Origin of the sequence: Bradyrhizobium sp. CCBAU 051011, from assembly GCF_009930815.1 — a bacterium.
Lineage (GTDB): Bacteria > Pseudomonadota > Alphaproteobacteria > Rhizobiales > Xanthobacteraceae > Bradyrhizobium.
Map to the genome: position 1 here is coordinate 4,688,410 of NZ_CP022222.1, position 15,866 is coordinate 4,704,275.

12 protein-coding genes are annotated in these 15,866 nt (G+C 63.5%); 4 read left to right on the plus strand and 8 right to left on the minus strand.

What is annotated here, in order from left to right; genetic code table 11:
* Nucleotides 1-115: 115 nt before the first annotated feature.
* On the minus strand, nucleotides 116-1,336 hold the full coding sequence (locus ACH79_RS21980) for a cytochrome P450 (protein ID WP_161852863.1): 1,221 nt from the start codon (nucleotides 1,334-1,336) through the stop codon (nucleotides 116-118).
* Between the two features lie 303 nt (nucleotides 1,337-1,639).
* On the opposite strand from ACH79_RS21980, the gene ACH79_RS21985 reads away from it, so the two are divergent.
* From ACH79_RS21985 to ACH79_RS22000, 4 genes are all read left to right on the plus strand, one after another.
* Nucleotides 1,640-2,341, plus strand: coding sequence for a TetR/AcrR family transcriptional regulator (locus ACH79_RS21985; protein WP_161852864.1), 702 nt, complete (start codon nucleotides 1,640-1,642; stop codon nucleotides 2,339-2,341).
* A gap of 1 nt (nucleotide 2,342) precedes the next feature.
* A complete protein-coding gene (locus ACH79_RS21990; protein ID WP_161852865.1) occupies nucleotides 2,343-3,536 on the plus strand; it encodes an efflux RND transporter periplasmic adaptor subunit in 1,194 nt (397 codons plus the stop codon).
* Between the two features lie 118 nt (nucleotides 3,537-3,654).
* Entirely contained in the window at nucleotides 3,655-6,750 is a 3,096-nt protein-coding gene (locus ACH79_RS21995) for a MexW/MexI family multidrug efflux RND transporter permease subunit (protein ID WP_161852866.1), read from the plus strand.
* Nucleotides 6,751-6,881: 131 nt separating this feature from the next.
* Nucleotides 6,882-7,625: a hypothetical protein gene (locus ACH79_RS22000; RefSeq protein ID WP_161852867.1), complete on the plus strand. Its 744-nt coding sequence runs from the start codon at nucleotides 6,882-6,884 to the stop codon at nucleotides 7,623-7,625.
* 175 nt (nucleotides 7,626-7,800) lie between these two features.
* On the opposite strand, the gene ACH79_RS22005 is transcribed toward ACH79_RS22000, so the two are convergent.
* From ACH79_RS22005 to ACH79_RS22035, 7 genes are read right to left on the minus strand one after another with little or no spacing between them, the layout of a single operon-like run.
* Nucleotides 7,801-8,688: an ABC transporter permease gene (locus tag ACH79_RS22005; protein WP_161852868.1), complete on the minus strand. Its 888-nt coding sequence runs from the start codon at nucleotides 8,686-8,688 to the stop codon at nucleotides 7,801-7,803.
* 3 nt (nucleotides 8,689-8,691) lie between these two features.
* Nucleotides 8,692-9,633 carry an ABC transporter permease gene (locus ACH79_RS22010; protein WP_161852869.1) on the minus strand — a complete coding sequence of 314 codons (942 nt, stop codon included), beginning with the start codon at nucleotides 9,631-9,633 and terminating at the stop codon, nucleotides 8,692-8,694.
* Nucleotides 9,634-9,661: 28 nt separating this feature from the next.
* Complete coding sequence (locus tag ACH79_RS22015) at nucleotides 9,662-11,173, minus strand: ABC transporter substrate-binding protein (RefSeq protein WP_161852870.1); 1,512 nt, start codon at nucleotides 11,171-11,173, stop codon at nucleotides 9,662-9,664.
* Between the two features lie 23 nt (nucleotides 11,174-11,196).
* Nucleotides 11,197-12,303: an ABC transporter ATP-binding protein gene (locus ACH79_RS22020; RefSeq protein WP_161852871.1), complete on the minus strand. Its 1,107-nt coding sequence runs from the start codon at nucleotides 12,301-12,303 to the stop codon at nucleotides 11,197-11,199.
* Nucleotides 12,300-13,289 carry an ABC transporter ATP-binding protein gene (locus ACH79_RS22025; RefSeq protein ID WP_161852872.1) on the minus strand — a complete coding sequence of 330 codons (990 nt, stop codon included), beginning with the start codon at nucleotides 13,287-13,289 and terminating at the stop codon, nucleotides 12,300-12,302. The genes ACH79_RS22020 and ACH79_RS22025 overlap by 4 nt, the downstream gene beginning before the upstream one ends.
* Nucleotides 13,286-13,996, minus strand: coding sequence for a DUF1028 domain-containing protein (locus ACH79_RS22030; RefSeq protein ID WP_161852873.1), 711 nt, complete (start codon nucleotides 13,994-13,996; stop codon nucleotides 13,286-13,288). The genes ACH79_RS22025 and ACH79_RS22030 overlap by 4 nt, the downstream gene beginning before the upstream one ends.
* Before the next feature lie 16 nt (nucleotides 13,997-14,012).
* The gene (locus tag ACH79_RS22035) at nucleotides 14,013-15,818 is read right to left on the minus strand and encodes a gamma-glutamyltransferase family protein (RefSeq protein WP_161852874.1); all 1,806 of its coding nucleotides are present in this window, start codon (nucleotides 15,816-15,818) and stop codon (nucleotides 14,013-14,015) included.
* Nucleotides 15,819-15,866: the final 48 nt, after the last annotated feature.

Sequence of the window (15,866 nt, forward strand, 5' to 3'; positions counted from 1 at the left end):
TTCGTCGCCCGCAAAGCTAACGCGCATGCGTAGGAATCGTTCGCTAGGAGCCTATGACTTATTTTGCGATCTTGTGACTTTTGCGATCTTGTGACGCGGGAGCGGCGCTATAGCCTTAGCCGACCGTGCAGGGCACGCTCAGAAATCCGCGGAATCTCACCCGGCCGCCGCGGACCGGTTCGCCGTCGAGCGCATAATCCGGAAAGCGCGCGAGGAAACGCGAGATCGCAATCGCGCCCTCGAGCCGCGCCAGCGCCATCCCGGCGCATTGATGCGCGCCGGTGCCGAAGGCGAGATGCCGGTTCGGCGCGCGGCTGACATCAAGACGTTCGGGGTCGGCGAACTGCGCGGGATCACGGTTGGCCGCGCCGATGCACAGCGTCACCGGCGTGCCCGGTGGCATCTTGATGCCGCCGAGCTCGAACGGCTCGACTGTCATGCGGTTGCCGAGCTGGTTGGAGCTCTCGAACCGCAGCATTTCCTCGACCGCGGTCTTGATCAGCGACGGGTCCTCGATCAATCGTCGCTTCTCGCCGGCGTGCTGCAGCAGCGCCACCAGCCCGTTGCCGATCAGGTTGGTGGTGGTCTCGTGGCCGGCATTGAGCAGGAAGATGCAGTTGTGCAGCAGCTCCTTTTCGGTGAGCCGCTCGCCATTGTCTTCGCCCTGGATGAGCCGGGTCAGCACATCGCGGTCGGGATTGCCGGGCTTTGCCCGCCGCCGTGCCACCAGTACTTCCAGATAGGCAAGAAAATCCTTCACCGCCTTGTTGCCGCGGGCGAAAGCATCCGGGCCGATAACCGGCTCCAGCGCGCCGAGGATGGCGAGCGACCAATCGCGCAAGGGGCCGCGCTCCTCCTGCGGAACGTCGAGCAGATTGCCGATCACCTCGATCGGAATCGCGGTCGCAAAATCCTCGATCAGATCGACCTTGCTTTTGGCCGCGATGGTGTCGAGCAGCCGGTCTACCAGCCTGACCAGATCTGGCTCCATGCCGGCAATCGCGCGTGGCGACAGCGCGCCCATGATGAGGCGGCGGACGCGGGTGTGGGCAGGAGGATCGTTGAAGACGAGGCTGGTGGTGTGGTGCTCGTAGAGCAGGGAGTCGCCGTACTTCGGCGAGAACTCCTTCTTCTTGTCCGACGAGAACGCCTTGGTGTTCTTGTAGGCCGTGACCAGATCGTCGTAGCGGGTCAGGAAATACGAGCCGTTCGGCAGCCGCTTGACCGGCTCGTTCTCTCGCAGCGCGCGATAGGTCGGGTAGGGGTCCACGTAGAACTCCGGCGTCAGCTTTTCGAGGTCGAAGGTCGCCGCCAGTTCGCGCGCATTCAGGTTCATGGCTCGCCATACCCTTTTGGGAGGTCGGGACAAATCGGCAAATTAGTCGCATGTGCAACTATCTTAGTTGCCGTTGCAGGGGCGTCAAGCGGGCGCGCTGCTGCCAACCGGGCGTCTCCGCGGCTCGCTTGGGTTGCGGCCCATCCGGAATGAGCCGGAAGGGTGCGCGTCGAATTCCGGGAAAAAATCGTGGCTGAACAAGGTGATGAGGCTGTGTCTTTGACGCCACCCCGGGACAGAATCCGCTTGGTGCGCTGCAATAGATCCTTGACTTCGTCAAGGTGAGTGATTACTCACGCCCTCATGTCCACCCTGCGTATGACCAGTGACTTGCGGCGCCAATTGATCCTGAGCGCTGCCAAGCGATGCTTCGCCCGTAACGGCTTTGCCGGCACCACGACCAAGAGCGTGGCGGCCGCCGCGGCTATTTCGGAAGGGCTGTTGTTCAAGCACTTCCCGTCCAAGGCCGCGCTCTATGCCGAAATTCTCGCCGAAGAATGCGAGGCCGATCCGGATTTCGCGCACCTGCTCGGCCAGGAGCCTTCCACTGCCACACTGGTCGAACTGGTCAAGGGCATGGTTGACCATTTCATCGAGGTATCGAACGGAGAGGACCAGGAAGAGGCGCAGCGGCTGCGGCTGATGACGACCAGCCATCTCGACGACGGCGAGTTCGCGCGCCTGCTCTACGACAAGATCAGCGGCCTGATCGGGCCGGTATTCACCGCATCGATCGAAAGTGCGGTCGCGTCTGGCGATGCGGCGCGGATCGGCAGCGATCCGCTCAACCTGTTCTGGTTCGCGCATCACACCGTGCTGATGGCGGCGCTGACGCGGCTTCCGGCCGTGCCCTGTCTTTCCTACGGCAACGCCGCCGATCTCGAGCGGCAACTTAGTCAATTCATCCTGCGCGGCATCGGACTTACCGAGGCCGCAATTGCTTCTCATCTGGACAGCGGGCTGTCACCGAATTCGGGACAATCGGTAACTGCGGAAAGTGCATGACATGAATATCCTGACTGAACCCAAAATTTCGGGCAAGCCGATTACCGAGAAGCCGCACAAGCGGCCGGTCCGGATGGTGCGCTGGTTCATCATCATCGGAACGCTGCTGGCTCTGCTGGTCGGCGGCCTGGTGTGGTTCAACTACTTCCGCGGCAAGATGATCGCGCAGTTCTTCGCGGGCATGAAGCCGCCGCCGATCAGCGTCAACGTTGCCACAGCGAAGTCCGAAACGATTCCCAATCTTCTGACCGCGGTCGGCGATCTCGCCGCCGTGCATCAGGTCAACGTGACCTCCGACGTGAACGGCCGCATCACCGATATCCTGTTCAAGGCGGGCACCAGCGTGAAGGCGGGTACGCCGTTGGTGCAGTTGTTCGACGGTCCCGAGCAGGGCGACCTCGCCAACTTCAAGGCACAGCAGCGCGTGGCGCAGATATCGCTGGATCGCGCCAAGCAACTGGCCGAGCGCCAGGTCGGACCGCAAGCGACGGTGGATAACGCCCAGGCTGTGTTCGACCAGGCCAGTGCCGGCATCGCCAAGACGGAAGCCATCATCTCACAGAAGCTGGTGCGGGCTCCCTTCGACGGTGAACTCGGCGTTCGCAGGGTCGAGGTCGGACAATATCTGACCGCCGGGACGCAGATCGTCTCGTTGACCGATCTGTCGGTGCTGTTTGCGAACTTCACCGTGACGGAAAAGGATTCCGGCCAGCTCAAGGTCGGGCAGATCGTCCGTATCGCGGTCGATGCCTATCCGGGCCGCACCTTCGAGGGCAAGATCACCACCATCGAGCCGCAGATCGCGACCGAAACGCGCAACATTCGCGTGCAGGCGACGATCCAGAATCCGGACAAGATCCTCAAGCCCGGCATGTTCGCGACCACCACCGTGGTGCTGCCGGACAAGCCGCCGGTGGTCACCGTGCCCGAAACCGCGATCGACTACACGCTCTATGGCGACTCGGTCTACCTCATCAGCGAGAAGAAGGAAGAGGATGGCAAGACCAGCCTCTCGGTGACGCGGACCTTCGTGCAGACCGGCAACCGCATCGAAGGACGCGCCGAAGTCCTGAAAGGGTTGAAAGATGGCGACCGCGTCGTCGCGGTGGGCCAGCTCAAGCTGCAATCGGGAGCGGCGGTGACGCTCTCGAACGATCCGGTGCCGCCAATTCCGGCGAAGCCGCCGCGCTACTGACACGCCTGGTAACTCACGATCGCGCGGCCCAAGGGGGCCGCGCTGGCGAAAGACGGGCAGCGGTGTTCTCGAATGATGCCGCGCCCCGAAATGCTGAACTCAGCGGGATAATCTACAGATGGCCTTCACCGATATTTTCATCAAGCGTCCGGTCCTGTCGGTCGTCGTCAGTCTGCTGATCCTGCTGATCGGCCTGCGGGCCGCTAGCGTATTGCCGATCCGGCAATACCCGAAGCTGTCGAATACCGTGGTCACCATCACGACCGTGTACCCGGGCGCATCTGCCAATCTGATCCAGGGTTTCATCACCACGCCGATTGAGCAGGCGGTCGCCTCGGCCGAGGGCGTGGACTACATCACTTCGTCGTCCGTGCAGGGCACGAGCACGATCCAGGTTTACGTCAAGCTGAATTTTGACCCGAACCAGGCGCTGACCGAAGTGCTCGCCAAGGTGAATTCGGTCAAATATCTGATCCCGAAGGAATCGAACGATCCCATCGTCGTCAAGACGACCGGTCAGACCACGGCCGTGATGTATCTCGGATTCTCCAGCGACGAGCTCTCGGGTTCGGCGATATCGGACTATCTGACGCGCGTGGTGCAGCCGGTACTGTCGACTGTCGATGGCGTGGCGTCCGCCGATATTCTCGGCGGCCAGACTTTTGCGATGCGGTTGTGGCTCGATCCGGTCAAGATGGCCGGGCGCGGCGTATCGCCAAGCGATGTCTCGCAGGCGATCGCCGCAAACAACTTCCAGGCCGCGGCCGGGCAGTCCAAGGGCTACTTCATCGTCTCGAACGTTCAGACGAATACGGACCTGCGGAACCTCGAGCAATTCAAGAAGATGATCGTCAAGTCCAAGGACGGCGGCTTCGTGCGGATCGAGGATATCGCGACCGTCGAGCTTGCCGCCCAGAGCTCGGATGCGAGCGTCGCCTTCAGCGGCGAGCGCGCGATCTTCATCGGCGTGCAGGCGACGCCGCAAGGCAACCCGCTGACGCTGGTCAAGGGCGTGCGCGCGTTGATGCCGGAGATCGAACGCAACCTGCCGCCCTCGATGAAGATGAAAGTGGCCTATGACTCCACCAAGTTCATTCAGTCGTCGATCGACGAGGTGAAGAATACGCTGATCGAGGCGGTGCTGATCGTCGTGGTCGTGATCTTCCTGTTCCTGGCCTCGTTCCGCTCGGTCATCATCCCGGTGGTCACGATTCCGCTGTCGTTGATTGGCGTCTGCAGCCTGATGCTGGCGATGGGCTTCAGCTTCAATCTTCTGACGCTGCTGGCGATGGTGCTGGCGATCGGACTCGTGGTCGACGACGCCATCGTGGTGGTGGAGAACATCCATCGACATCTGGAGGAAGGCAAGACGCCGGTGCAGGCGTCGCTGCAGGGCGCGCGCGAAATTGTCGGACCCGTGATCTCGATGACGATCACGCTTGCCGCGGTCTATGCGCCGATCGGCTTCCTCGGCGGCCTCACCGGTTCGCTGTTCCGCGAATTTGCCTTCACGCTGGCGGGCTCGGTGATCGTATCGGGCGTGATCGCGCTGACGCTGTCGCCGATGATGTGCTCGGTGCTTCTCAAGAGTGCGGATGAGGGCCGGTTCGCCAGGCTGGTCAACAGGGTGTTCGGTGGGATGACGCGCTGGTACGGCCGTCAGCTCGACCGTTCGCTCGATTATCGCCCGATCACCGGACTGTTCGCGCTGACGATCCTCGGTCTGGTCGGCTTCCTCTATATGAACACCTCCAAGGAGCTGGCACCGGAAGAGGACCAGGGCATCGTGTTCTCGGTGACCAAGGCGCCGAAATACGCCAACATCGACTATGTCGACTTCTATGGCGACAAGCTCGACAAGGCGTTCGCCAAGTTTCCCGAAACCGACCTGACTTTCGTCCTGAACGGCATCAACGGCCCGCAGGGCGGCATTGCCGGCATGCTACTCAAGCCGTGGGACGAGCGTAAACGTTCCTCGATCCAGCTGAAGCCGCTGGTGCAGGCTGAAATCGGTAACATCGAAGGCGTCCAGGCATTTGCGTTCAACCTGCCGCCGCTTCCGGGCGGGCCGGGCGGCCTGCCGATACAGATGGTGATCAATTCGACCGCCGGGTTCCAGGCCGTCTACGAGCAGATGGCAAAGCTCAAGGAGGCCGCGCGCAAGAGCGGCATGTTCATCGTCTCCGACAGCGACCTCGAGTTCAACCAGCCGGTGGTGCGCGTCTCCATCGACCGTTCCAAGGCGAGCGACCTCGGCATCAACATGGCGCAGGTCGGCAGCACGTTGCAGACGCTTTTGGGCGGCAACTATGTCAACAGGTTCAACCTCGAGGGACGATCCTATCAGGTGATCCCGCAGGTCCCGCGCGGCATGCGGCTGTCGCCGGAATCGCTCGGCGGTTACTATGTCCCGACCAATACGGGACAGCTCGTGCCGCTGTCGACCATCGTGTCGATCGAGACCGCTACCGATCCAAATTCGCTCACGCACTACAACCAGCTCAACTCGGCGACCTTCTCTGCGGTGCCGATGCCGGGCGTGACGGTCGGGCAGGCCGTGGACTTCCTGGAGGGCGAAGCCAAGAAGCTGCCTGCCGGGTTCGGTCACGATTATCTGGCCGACTCCCGCCAATATGTGCAGGAAGGCAACCAGCTCGCGATCACCTTCGGCTTCGCGCTGATCATCATCTTCCTGGTGCTGGCGGCGCAGTTCGAAAGTCTGCGGGATCCGCTGGTGATCATGATCAGCGTGCCCATGGCGATCGTCGGTGCGCTGATTCCGCTGTTCTTCGGCGTGGCGACCATCAACATCTACACCCAGGTTGGGTTGCTGACGCTGGTCGGGCTGATTACCAAGCACGGCATTCTGATGGTGGAGTTCGCCAACGAATTGCAGCTCAAGGAAGGCCTCGACAAGCGTTCGGCGATCGAAATGGCGGCCCGCATCCGGCTGCGTCCGATTCTGATGACGACGGCGGCGATGGTCACCGGCCTGATCCCGCTGCTGACGGCAACCGGTGCTGGCGCCGCCAGCCGTTTCTCGATCGGCCTTGTCGTCGTATCCGGCATGTCGATCGGCACGCTGTTCACGCTGTTCGTGCTGCCGGCGGTCTATGTCTGGCTGGCCACGGACCACCAGGCCAAGGCCGACTCGCAGCGGACCAAGGAGATCGCCGATTTCGATCTCGGCACGCAGGGGCTCAAGCCGACCTGAGCTTTTTCGCCGGGAATGATCGCGGGCGACGGCAGCGGAAATCGCTGCCGTCGCTTTTTTATATCGGGAGGATGCGGCCCCGGCGACGCCGTCGGCGCTCCATGCTAGGAAACAGAAAAAAGGGAGCCAGCATGACCAGTGAATTTGCAGCCGGAAACTACCGCTTCATTCCAGCCGTGTTTCAATATTCCGGCGGCGTGGCGGCCAATCCCGGATATGAGATCGAGCGGGTGCGCTTCGACAAATGGGTGCCGCTCGCCGAGGGATTTGCGCAGATCGCAAAATATATCGAGGCCGCAGGCAGGCCGCTGACGTCGTTCTGCGCCTGCGAGCTCCGATCGCCGGCCGCATTCACCGACGAGGGTTTTCGCAATTTCAACCTGCACTACGTCAAGACGCTGGCAGAGTGGGGCGTGTATGACGGGACGACCAATCCGGTGGCGCGCAGCAATGTCTGCCCGGAGATCGATCCGCCGGCCGAGCCGTCGTTCCACGCCTTTTCGTTCACGCGGCCGAGCCAAAGCACAGCGCCGAGCTTCGTGATCGCGGGCAGCGGCGAGTCGCAGGAGGGCAACGCCAGCTATGCCGAGCGTACCGTCCGTTACCGCGATATCAGCCCCGACGGCATTGCCGAGAAGGTTCGCTACGTTGCCGGCGTGATGGAGCGGCGCATGGGCGAGTTCGGGGTCGCCTGGAAGGACGCGACAGCGGTGCAGACCTACACCATCCACGATTTCCATCACGTCTTCGCTGACGCGCTCGTGCGCCGCGGCGCCGCGCGCGCGGGCCTGACCTGGCATTTCGCCCGGCCGCCGGTGATCGATCTCGAATATGAGATGGATTGCCGGAGGGTGCTGCGGGAGGTGGTTATTTAGCATCCGCGCGGCGACGGAAGTTTGCTCCCTCGCCCCGCTCTTGCGGGGAGAGGGTCGGGGTGAGGGGCTCTATCCGCGAATGCTGCGATTAATTGATGGACCTGTACCCCCTCACCCGGATCGCGAAGGGCGATCCAACCTCTCCCCGCAAGCGGGGAGAGGTTGAGGAATTGCCCTACCGCTCCCTCGGATCCAGCGCATCGCGCAGGCCGTCGCCGACCAGGTTGAACGACAGTACGACCAGGAATATAGCCAGTCCCGGCCAGATCGCCATCCACGGCGCGTTGGTCAGAAAGCGCTGCGCGGCATTCAGCATGCTGCCCCAGGACGGTGCGGGCGGCTGTTGGCCGAGGCCGAGGAAGGACAACGCGGCTTCCGCGATGATGGCGGCGGCAATCGACAGCGTCGCCTGCACCAACAGCGCCGGCATGATGTTGGGCAGGATGTGAAACAGCGCGATGCGCCAGCGCGGATTGCCCATGGCGCGCGCGGCCTCGACATAGTCCTCCACCTTGACGCTCATCACCTGGCCGCGGGTCAGCCGCACGAAGATCGGCGTCGCCGATATGCCGATCGCGATCATGGCGTTGCCGAGGCTGGGGCCTAAGAATGCAGCGAGTGCAATCGCGAGGATCAGGAACGGGCAGGCCAGCATCGCATCCGTGATGCGGCTGATCAGGGCGTCGATGAAGCCGCCGCGATAGCCCGACAGCAGGCCGAGCGGCACGCCGATCGACAACGCGATGCCGACTGAGATGGCGCCGGCCAGGAGCGACGCCCGCGCGCCATAGATCACACGGGCGAGAATGTCGCGGCCGAGCTCGTCGGTGCCGAACCAGTGCAGCGCGGAAGGCGGCTTGCGCACCAGCGACCAGCTTGTCGCGATCGGTTCATAAGGCGAGATCAGCGGCGCAAACAGCGCGAGCAGCACGAAAGCGCCGATCACGACGAGGCCAGCCACCGCGCCCTTGCGCTTGAACAGCCGGCGCAGCGCGCGTCGCGCCGGGCTCTCCAACTCGTCGGATGTGGCCAACTTTATCGTGCCGAGGGCAGCGTCGGTCATGGCCTAGGCCCTCAGCCGGGGATTGACGAGCACATAGGCGATATCGGCAATGAGATTGAGCGTGATGTAGATCGTCGCGGTGGTCAGCACGACGCCTTGCACGACAGCGTAGTCGCGGTTGAACACGGCGTCGACGATCAGCTTGCCGAACCCCGGAATCGAGAAGATCTGCTCGGTCAGCACCGCGCCGGACAACAGCGTGCCGAGTTCAAGCGCGCCGAGCGTGATCACCGGCGTAAGCGCGTTGCGCATGGCGTGCTTGAGAATGACCGAGCGTTCCAGTAGTCCCTTGGCGCGGGCGGTGCGGACGTAGTCGCTTTCGAGCACCTGCAGCATGGCGCTGCGGGTATGCCGCATCAGGATCGCGGCAATTGCATTCCCCAAAACGAAAGCCGGCATGATGGTGGAGGCGATACTGGCGCGAAAATTCTCGGTCAGCGGCACATAGCCCGACGCCGGCAGCCAGCCGAGCTGGATCGAGAACAGGAAGATCAGCATGATGCCGAGCCAGAAATTCGGCGTCGAGATCCCCCACAGCGCGAAAAAATTGGCGCCGTAGTCCCAGGCCGTGCCTTTCTTCACCGCCGATACGATGCCGGCAGGAATGCCGATCAGGAAGGCAATGACGATCGCCATCGACGCCAGTTGCATCGTCACCGGCAGTTTTTGCGCGATCAGTTCGCGCACCGGCACCTTGTTGCGCAGGGATTCGCCGAAATCGCCCGACAGCACGCCCTTGACCCAGTAGACATATTGGATCGGCACCGGCTGATCGAGCCGGTACTGCTGGCGGATTTGCGCGATGACGTCAGGGTCGCGTTCCTCGCCCGCCATCACCAGCGCCGGATCGCCCGGCAGCAATTGCTGCAGCGAGAAGATCAGGACCGACACGAAGAACAGCGTCGGGATGAGCTGGACGATGCGCCGCGCGAGGAAATTCAGCATGGCATGGTCCGTATACCGTATGCACCACTCACTTCAGCTTCAACCCGACCACGCGCACAAGCCCGTCCGGGATCTGCTTGTAGCCTTCGAGCTTCGTCGTATGCGCGATCAGGATGCGACGGTGATAGATGTAGAGCAGCGGCTTCTCGTCGAGAACGATCTTTGCCAGCTTCTCGTAGATCGCCTTGCGCTGCGCCTGATCGGTGACCAGGCGGCCTTCGTCGAGCGCCTTGTCGGCGTCCTTGTTGGACCAGGCGCTGTAGTTCTGCGGCGCGTCGGTCTTCTGGAAGATATAGGAATTGCCGTCCGGATCGATCCGGCCGCTCCAGGCCAACAGGTAGGCCTGGTATTCTCCGGCCTCGGCCTGCTTCAGCGAGGTCGCGAACTCGGTGACCCTGAGCTTCATGTCGAAACCGGTCTCCGCGGCCATCGATTGGATTACCTGCGCGGCAGCCTCGGTTTCCGCGCCCTTCGACACCATGAAGTCGACGCTGACCGGCGTCGTGACGCCTGCTTCCTTCAACAGCGCCTTGGCCTTGGCGACGTCGCGCTTCGGTACCGGGAAGGCCTTTTGGTAATAGGGATGATCCGGATTGATCCACTGGTTTCCGGGCTTGAATTCGCCGTTGGACACCACCTCGCTGATCGCCTCGCGGTCGAGCGAGAGGTCGAGCGCCTGGCGCACCTTGGCGGACTGGCTGAGCGGTCCCTTGGCCTTGTCCTTGCCGACGTTCAGCGTCACGCCCTGATAGCCGAGCTCGATTGCGGTTGAGAGCCTGAGTTTCGAATCGCTCTTGACTTCCTTGATGTCGGTCGCGAGCAGGCGCTCGATCAGATCAAGGCCGCCGGATTTCAAATTGGCAAGACGGACCGTCGCGTCCACCAAAGGCAGATAGACGATGCGGTCGATATGGATATTGTCCTTGTTCCAGTAGTCGGCGAACTTCTCGAACACCATGCGATCCTGCTGCACGCGCTCGACGAATTTGTAGGGGCCGGCGCAAACCGGGCGCAGGCCGAACTTGTCGCCGGCCTCTTTGGCTGCCTTGGGCGACACCATCATCCCGGCGCGATCGGTGAGCTGCGCGACCAGCGGCGAGTAGGGCGCCTTCAATGCCAGCTTGATGGTGAGGGGATCGACGACGTCGATCCGATCGACCGCCGCCAGCTCCGGCTTTCGGAACGAGCCCGGAAACGTCAGATGACGTTCCAGTGAAAATTTGGCGGCCTCGGCATCGAAGGCCTCGCCGTCGTGAAACTTGACGCCGGGCCGGAGCTTGATGGTGACTTCCTTGCCGTCGGCCGATGTCTCGTGGCTCAGCGCGAGCTGCGGCACGATATTGAGCTTGTCGTCGATGTCGAACAGCTTGTCGCAGAATGATGCGAACACGATCCGGCCGACGTAGGTGCGGGCCATGGTCGGATCGAGGATATCGGGATCCTCGGCGAGCCCGATCCGCAGCGTGGTCTGGGCCTGAACGGTCGGGCCGAACGACAGCAGCAGCGCCGCCGCAGTGACTGCCAAACGAAAGATTTTCATTGCTGCCATCCCCTTATCCACGATTACGCAATTGGCTGTGTCCCTGACATATCAACCCCGGCGCGGCCTGCACCTTCCGTGCCACCGCTGAAGGCGGCGACCAATTTTTCCAGCACCGGCGAAAAATCGCCATCGGCGGGAACGATGGATTCGGATGCCGGCAGCTCGGCTATACGGTGACACGCCGTGGCGTGGCCTGTGGCATCGGCGAGCAGGGCCGGAACTTCGGTGCGGCAGCGCTGGATGACGTAGGGGCAGCGGGTATGGAAACGGCAGCCCGAAGGCGGATTGAGCGCACTCGGCATCTCGCCCTCCAGCACGATACGGCTGCGTTTGGCCTGCGGCTTGGGTACGGGGATAGCAGACAGCAGCGCGCGGCTATAGGGATGCCGTGGCGCGGCGAACAGCGCGTCAGCCTTCGCGGTCTCGACGATGCCGCCGAGATTCATCACGGCGACGCGGTCGGCGATGTGCTTCACGACGGCCAGATCGTGGGAGACGAAGATATAAGCGAGGCCGAGCCGGTCCTGCAGGTCGCGCAAGAGATTGAGGATCTGCGAACGGATCGAGACGTCCAGCGCCGATACCGGCTCGTCGCAGATGATCAGTTTTGGCTCCACGGCGAGCGCCCGCGCGATCGCAATGCGCTGGCGCTGGCCGCCGGAAAATTCGTGCGGATAGCGGCGGGCGAAGCGCGGCTCCAGCCCGACCAGCCGCAACAGCTCTTCCACCCGCTCGCGCCGCCGCGCGGCCGGCACCAGATCGTGCAACGCCAGCGGCTCGCTCAGGATCTGGCTCACCGTCATGCGCGGATTCAAGGAGGCGTAGGGGTCCTGAAAGATGATCTGCGCATCGCGGCGGAAGGCGCGCAACTGGTTGGCGTTGAGGGCGCCGAGGTCGCGGCCTTCAAAGCGAATAGTGCCCGCATCCGGCTCGATCAGCCGCAGCACCAGCCGGCTTACGGTAGACTTGCCACAGCCGGATTCGCCGACCAGCGCCAGCGTCTTGCCGGCTTCGACGGTGAAGCTGACGCCGTCGACCGCCTTCACATGGGCCGTGGGCCGGCCGAACACCGAGCGCGCGGCAACGAAATGTTTTACCAGGTCTTCGACTTCGAGCAGGACCGTCATGACACCAGCCGCTCCAGCGGCGCACGGATGCAGCGCGAGGCGTGGCCGGGACTCACGATTGCCAGCGGCGGCGGCGCGGCGGTGCAGGGCTCGACGACAAACGGACAGCGCGCGGCGAAGCGGCAGCCGGGCGGCAGATTCGCCATGTTCGGTACCATGCCCTCTATGGTTGCCAGATGCGAGGCGCGGCGGTCGAGCCGCGGGATCGAGCCGAGCAGGCCGATCGTGTAGGGATGCTGCGGGTTGGCAAAAAGCTCGTCGACGGGCGCACGCTCGACGATCTCGCCGGCATACATCACCGCCACCTCATCGCAGACTTCGGCGACCACGCCGAGATCGTGGGTGATCAGGATGATCGCGGCGCCGCTGGCGGCCTTCAGCTCACGCATCAGGTCGAGGATTTGCGCCTGCAGCGTGACGTCGAGCGCGGTGGTCGGCTCGTCCGCGATCAGAAGGCGGGGGTCGCAGGCTAGCGCCATCGCGATCATTACGCGCTGGCGCATGCCGCCGGAGAGCTTGTGCGGATATTCGTCAATGCGCTTGTCGGGCGAGGGGATGTGCACGCGCCGCAACAGCTCGATGGCGCGGTCGCGCGCCTGCCGCCGCGACCCGCCGCGATGGCGCAAAATCGTCTCGATGATCTGGTCGCCGATGGTAAAACTCGGGTTGAGCGAGGTCATCGGCTCCTGAAAAATCATCGCGAGCCGGTTGCCGCGCAGATCGCGCAGCGTGTCGTCGGGAACGTCGAGCAGATCAAAACCGTCGAAGCGGATCGAACCCGAGACTTCGGCGGAGCGTTTTGACAGCAGCCCCATGATCGCGAGCGAGGTTACGCTCTTGCCACAGCCGGATTCGCCGACGAGGCCGAGCGTCGCGCCGTTGGCGACGCTGAGGTCGACACTATCCACTGCGTGGGTGGTGCGGCCATCGTCGCCATGGAAGACGACGCGTAGTTTCTCGATCTCGATCAGCGGGCCCGCGGTCATGCCTTGCCCGTGGTCGCGGCTTGAACGCTGGCGTCAATGACCGCGCGGTCGGTGATCCCGGCCGGGTTCTTCCGTGTCGGCAGGAAGGGACGGAAATGCACCCAGCGCTCACGGCTGACCTGTTCGAGACGTTCGAGTTCGGCAAGCGGATCGGTGTGGTCGTCAACGCGTAGGTCGAGATCGGACCATTCCTCCTCGCCATGGATCAGAAGCGCGGCGGATTGCTTGCCGCGCTTGTCGCCGCCGGCGGCTTCACCGGCTTTCATGGCCGTGATCAGCCGCTGCGCAAAGGGCAGGCTGGCATTGGCGGCATAGGTTTTCGCGGTGTCGTCGAGCACGGCCGCGCCTGCCAGCATGTTGCCGGCGAGGGAAAAGCCGTCGCCCTGGATATGTCCGCACCAGTCGACACATTCGCGGCCGGTGTGCGCGGCAATGCGGCCCTTGATATCCATGACATGGAGCTGCCGGGCCTCGCGGCCGTCATCCGTGGCGATCAGCGTATCGATCACCTCGCGCGGGCTGCGCCCTTCGCGGAGCAGCTTCACGCCGTCGATCCCGTAATAGGGATTGACAAGGGCCTGCGTGGCGATGCCGCCGATGCCGGGGACGATATGCGGCACGCGCGCGCCGACCGCAAAAAACCGGGTTGCGACGGCGATGCCGATCTGGCCGGTTGCGGGATCGCGGGCGATGATCGACCAGGTCATCTTGTCTCTTCTCTAATTATCGTCCAGCGGCGTAGCCCTGCATGCCCCGGGGATTGGCGGCGGCGCGGCGGCGGCGGCCGACCCTGGAGGCTGCGGTGAGGCGGCCTTCCGACCATTCGGGACCGATCTCGACGACATGGCCGCGGCCCTTCAGCGTATCGACAGTCGCCTTCGGCACGCGGCTTTCGAGGACGAGCACGCCGGGGCGCGCGGTGCGCGGCCAGAACGAGATCGGGAAATGTTCGGAATGCCAGGCCGGCGCGTCGATCGCTTCCTGCAGGTTCAGTTTGGCGTGGACATGTCGCAGGAAGAATTGCGTGGTCCATTGGTCCTGCTGATCGCCGCCGGGCGATCCCCAGGCCATGTAGGGTTCGCCGTCGCGCAGCGCCATGGTGGGCGAGAGCGTGGTGCGCGGGCGCTTGCCCGGCGCGAGCGCGGCCGGGTGATCTTCCTCCAGCCAGAACATCTGCGCGCGGCTGCCGAGACAGAAGCCGAGCTCGGGAATGACCGGCGAGGATTGCAGCCAGCCCCCGGACGGCGTCGCCGAGACCATGTTGCCGGCCTGGTCGATGATATCGAAATGCACGGTGTCGCCGCGCACCTCGCCGAAGCGGCCGACGGTCGGCTCGCCCGCGCCCATGGCGCCGACCGCCTCGCGATGGCCTTCGGCACGGCGCAGCTTGACGACCGATCCAAAACCTTCGACCGAGCCGGGGATGAAATCGAGCGAGGCCTTGTCTCTCGAGATCAGCTTGCGGCGCTCGTCATTGTAGGCGTCCGACAACAACGTCGTGATCGGGATGTCAGTGAAATTGGGATCGCCGTAAAACTTCTCGCGGTCGGCGAAGGCGAGTTTGGCGCATTCGATCTGCAGATGGATGAAGTCGGGACCGGCCGGATCGAGCCCGTCGAGCTCAAAGCCTTTCAGCAACGCGAGCTGTTGCAGCATCACCGGGCCCTGGCTCCAGACGCCGGGCTTGCACACGGTGTAGCGGCCATAGTCATAAGTAAGCGGCGCCTCCACGCTCGGCTGCCAGCGCGCCATGTCGTCGGCGGAGAGCACGCCGCGATGCGGCGAGCCAGAGACGTCCATCACTTCCTGGGTGCGGGAGAATTTGTCGATCGCTTCCGCCACAAAACCCTGCGACCAGGATTGTCGCGCGCGCTCGATTTGCGCCACGCGGTCGCTGCCCGCGCTCTCCGCTTCTTTCAGGATGCGGGCATAGGTTTCCGAGAGTTTCGTGTTGGTGAACAGTGTGCCCGGCCGCGGCACTTCATTGTTCGGCAGATAGACCGCCGCCGATGTCGTCCAGTGCTTCCTGAACAACTGCTCGACCACCTGGATGGTTGCGGACGCGCGCTCGACCAGCGGATAGCCGTTACCGGCATAGGCAATAGCGGGCTCCAGCACATCGCGCAGCCGCATCGTGCCGTAATCGCGCAGCAGCAGCATCCAGGATTCGAACGTGCCGGGCACACAAGCCGCGAGCAGGCCGGTGCCGGGCACCATCTCCAGGCCTTCGCTCTTGTAATGCGCGATGGTGGCCTTTGCAGGCGCGGGACCCTGGCCGCAGATCACCTCGGTGCGCCCGCGTTTGACGTCGTGGACGATGATCGGCACGTCGCCGCCGGGACCGTTCAGATGCGGCTCGACCACCTGCAGGGTGAAGGCGGTGGCGACGCCGGCATCGAACGCGTTGCCGCCTTTTTCCAGGATGCTCATGCCGACAGCAGTCGCGATCCAGTGGGTGGAGGTAACCACGCCGAAGGTGCCTTCGATTTCCGGTCGAGTGGTGAAGGGATCGGGATTGATGTTGCTCATGGGAGTCCAATGCCGTGCTGGTATCGCGATGCCGACGCACTTGACCAC

Bases quoted from the DNA above. Each gene is read 5' to 3' on its own strand.
- ACH79_RS21980 (WP_161852863.1), bottom strand. From the start codon at position 1,336: ATGAACCTGAATGCGCGCGAACTGGCGGCGACCTTCGACCTCGAAAAG.
- ACH79_RS21985 (WP_161852864.1), top strand. From the start codon at position 1,640: ATGTCCACCCTGCGTATGACCAGTGACTTGCGGCGCCAATTGATCCTG.
- ACH79_RS21990 (WP_161852865.1), top strand. From the start codon at position 2,343: ATGAATATCCTGACTGAACCCAAAATTTCGGGCAAGCCGATTACCGAG.
- ACH79_RS21995 (WP_161852866.1), top strand. From the start codon at position 3,655: ATGGCCTTCACCGATATTTTCATCAAGCGTCCGGTCCTGTCGGTCGTC.
- ACH79_RS22000 (WP_161852867.1), top strand. From the start codon at position 6,882: ATGACCAGTGAATTTGCAGCCGGAAACTACCGCTTCATTCCAGCCGTG.
- ACH79_RS22005 (WP_161852868.1), bottom strand. From the start codon at position 8,688: ATGACCGACGCTGCCCTCGGCACGATAAAGTTGGCCACATCCGACGAG.
- ACH79_RS22010 (WP_161852869.1), bottom strand. From the start codon at position 9,633: ATGCTGAATTTCCTCGCGCGGCGCATCGTCCAGCTCATCCCGACGCTG.
- ACH79_RS22015 (WP_161852870.1), bottom strand. From the start codon at position 11,173: ATGAAAATCTTTCGTTTGGCAGTCACTGCGGCGGCGCTGCTGCTGTCG.
- ACH79_RS22020 (WP_161852871.1), bottom strand. From the start codon at position 12,303: ATGACGGTCCTGCTCGAAGTCGAAGACCTGGTAAAACATTTCGTTGCC.
- ACH79_RS22025 (WP_161852872.1), bottom strand. From the start codon at position 13,289: ATGACCGCGGGCCCGCTGATCGAGATCGAGAAACTACGCGTCGTCTTC.
- ACH79_RS22030 (WP_161852873.1), bottom strand. From the start codon at position 13,996: ATGACCTGGTCGATCATCGCCCGCGATCCCGCAACCGGCCAGATCGGC.
- ACH79_RS22035 (WP_161852874.1), bottom strand. From the start codon at position 15,818: ATGAGCAACATCAATCCCGATCCCTTCACCACTCGACCGGAAATCGAA.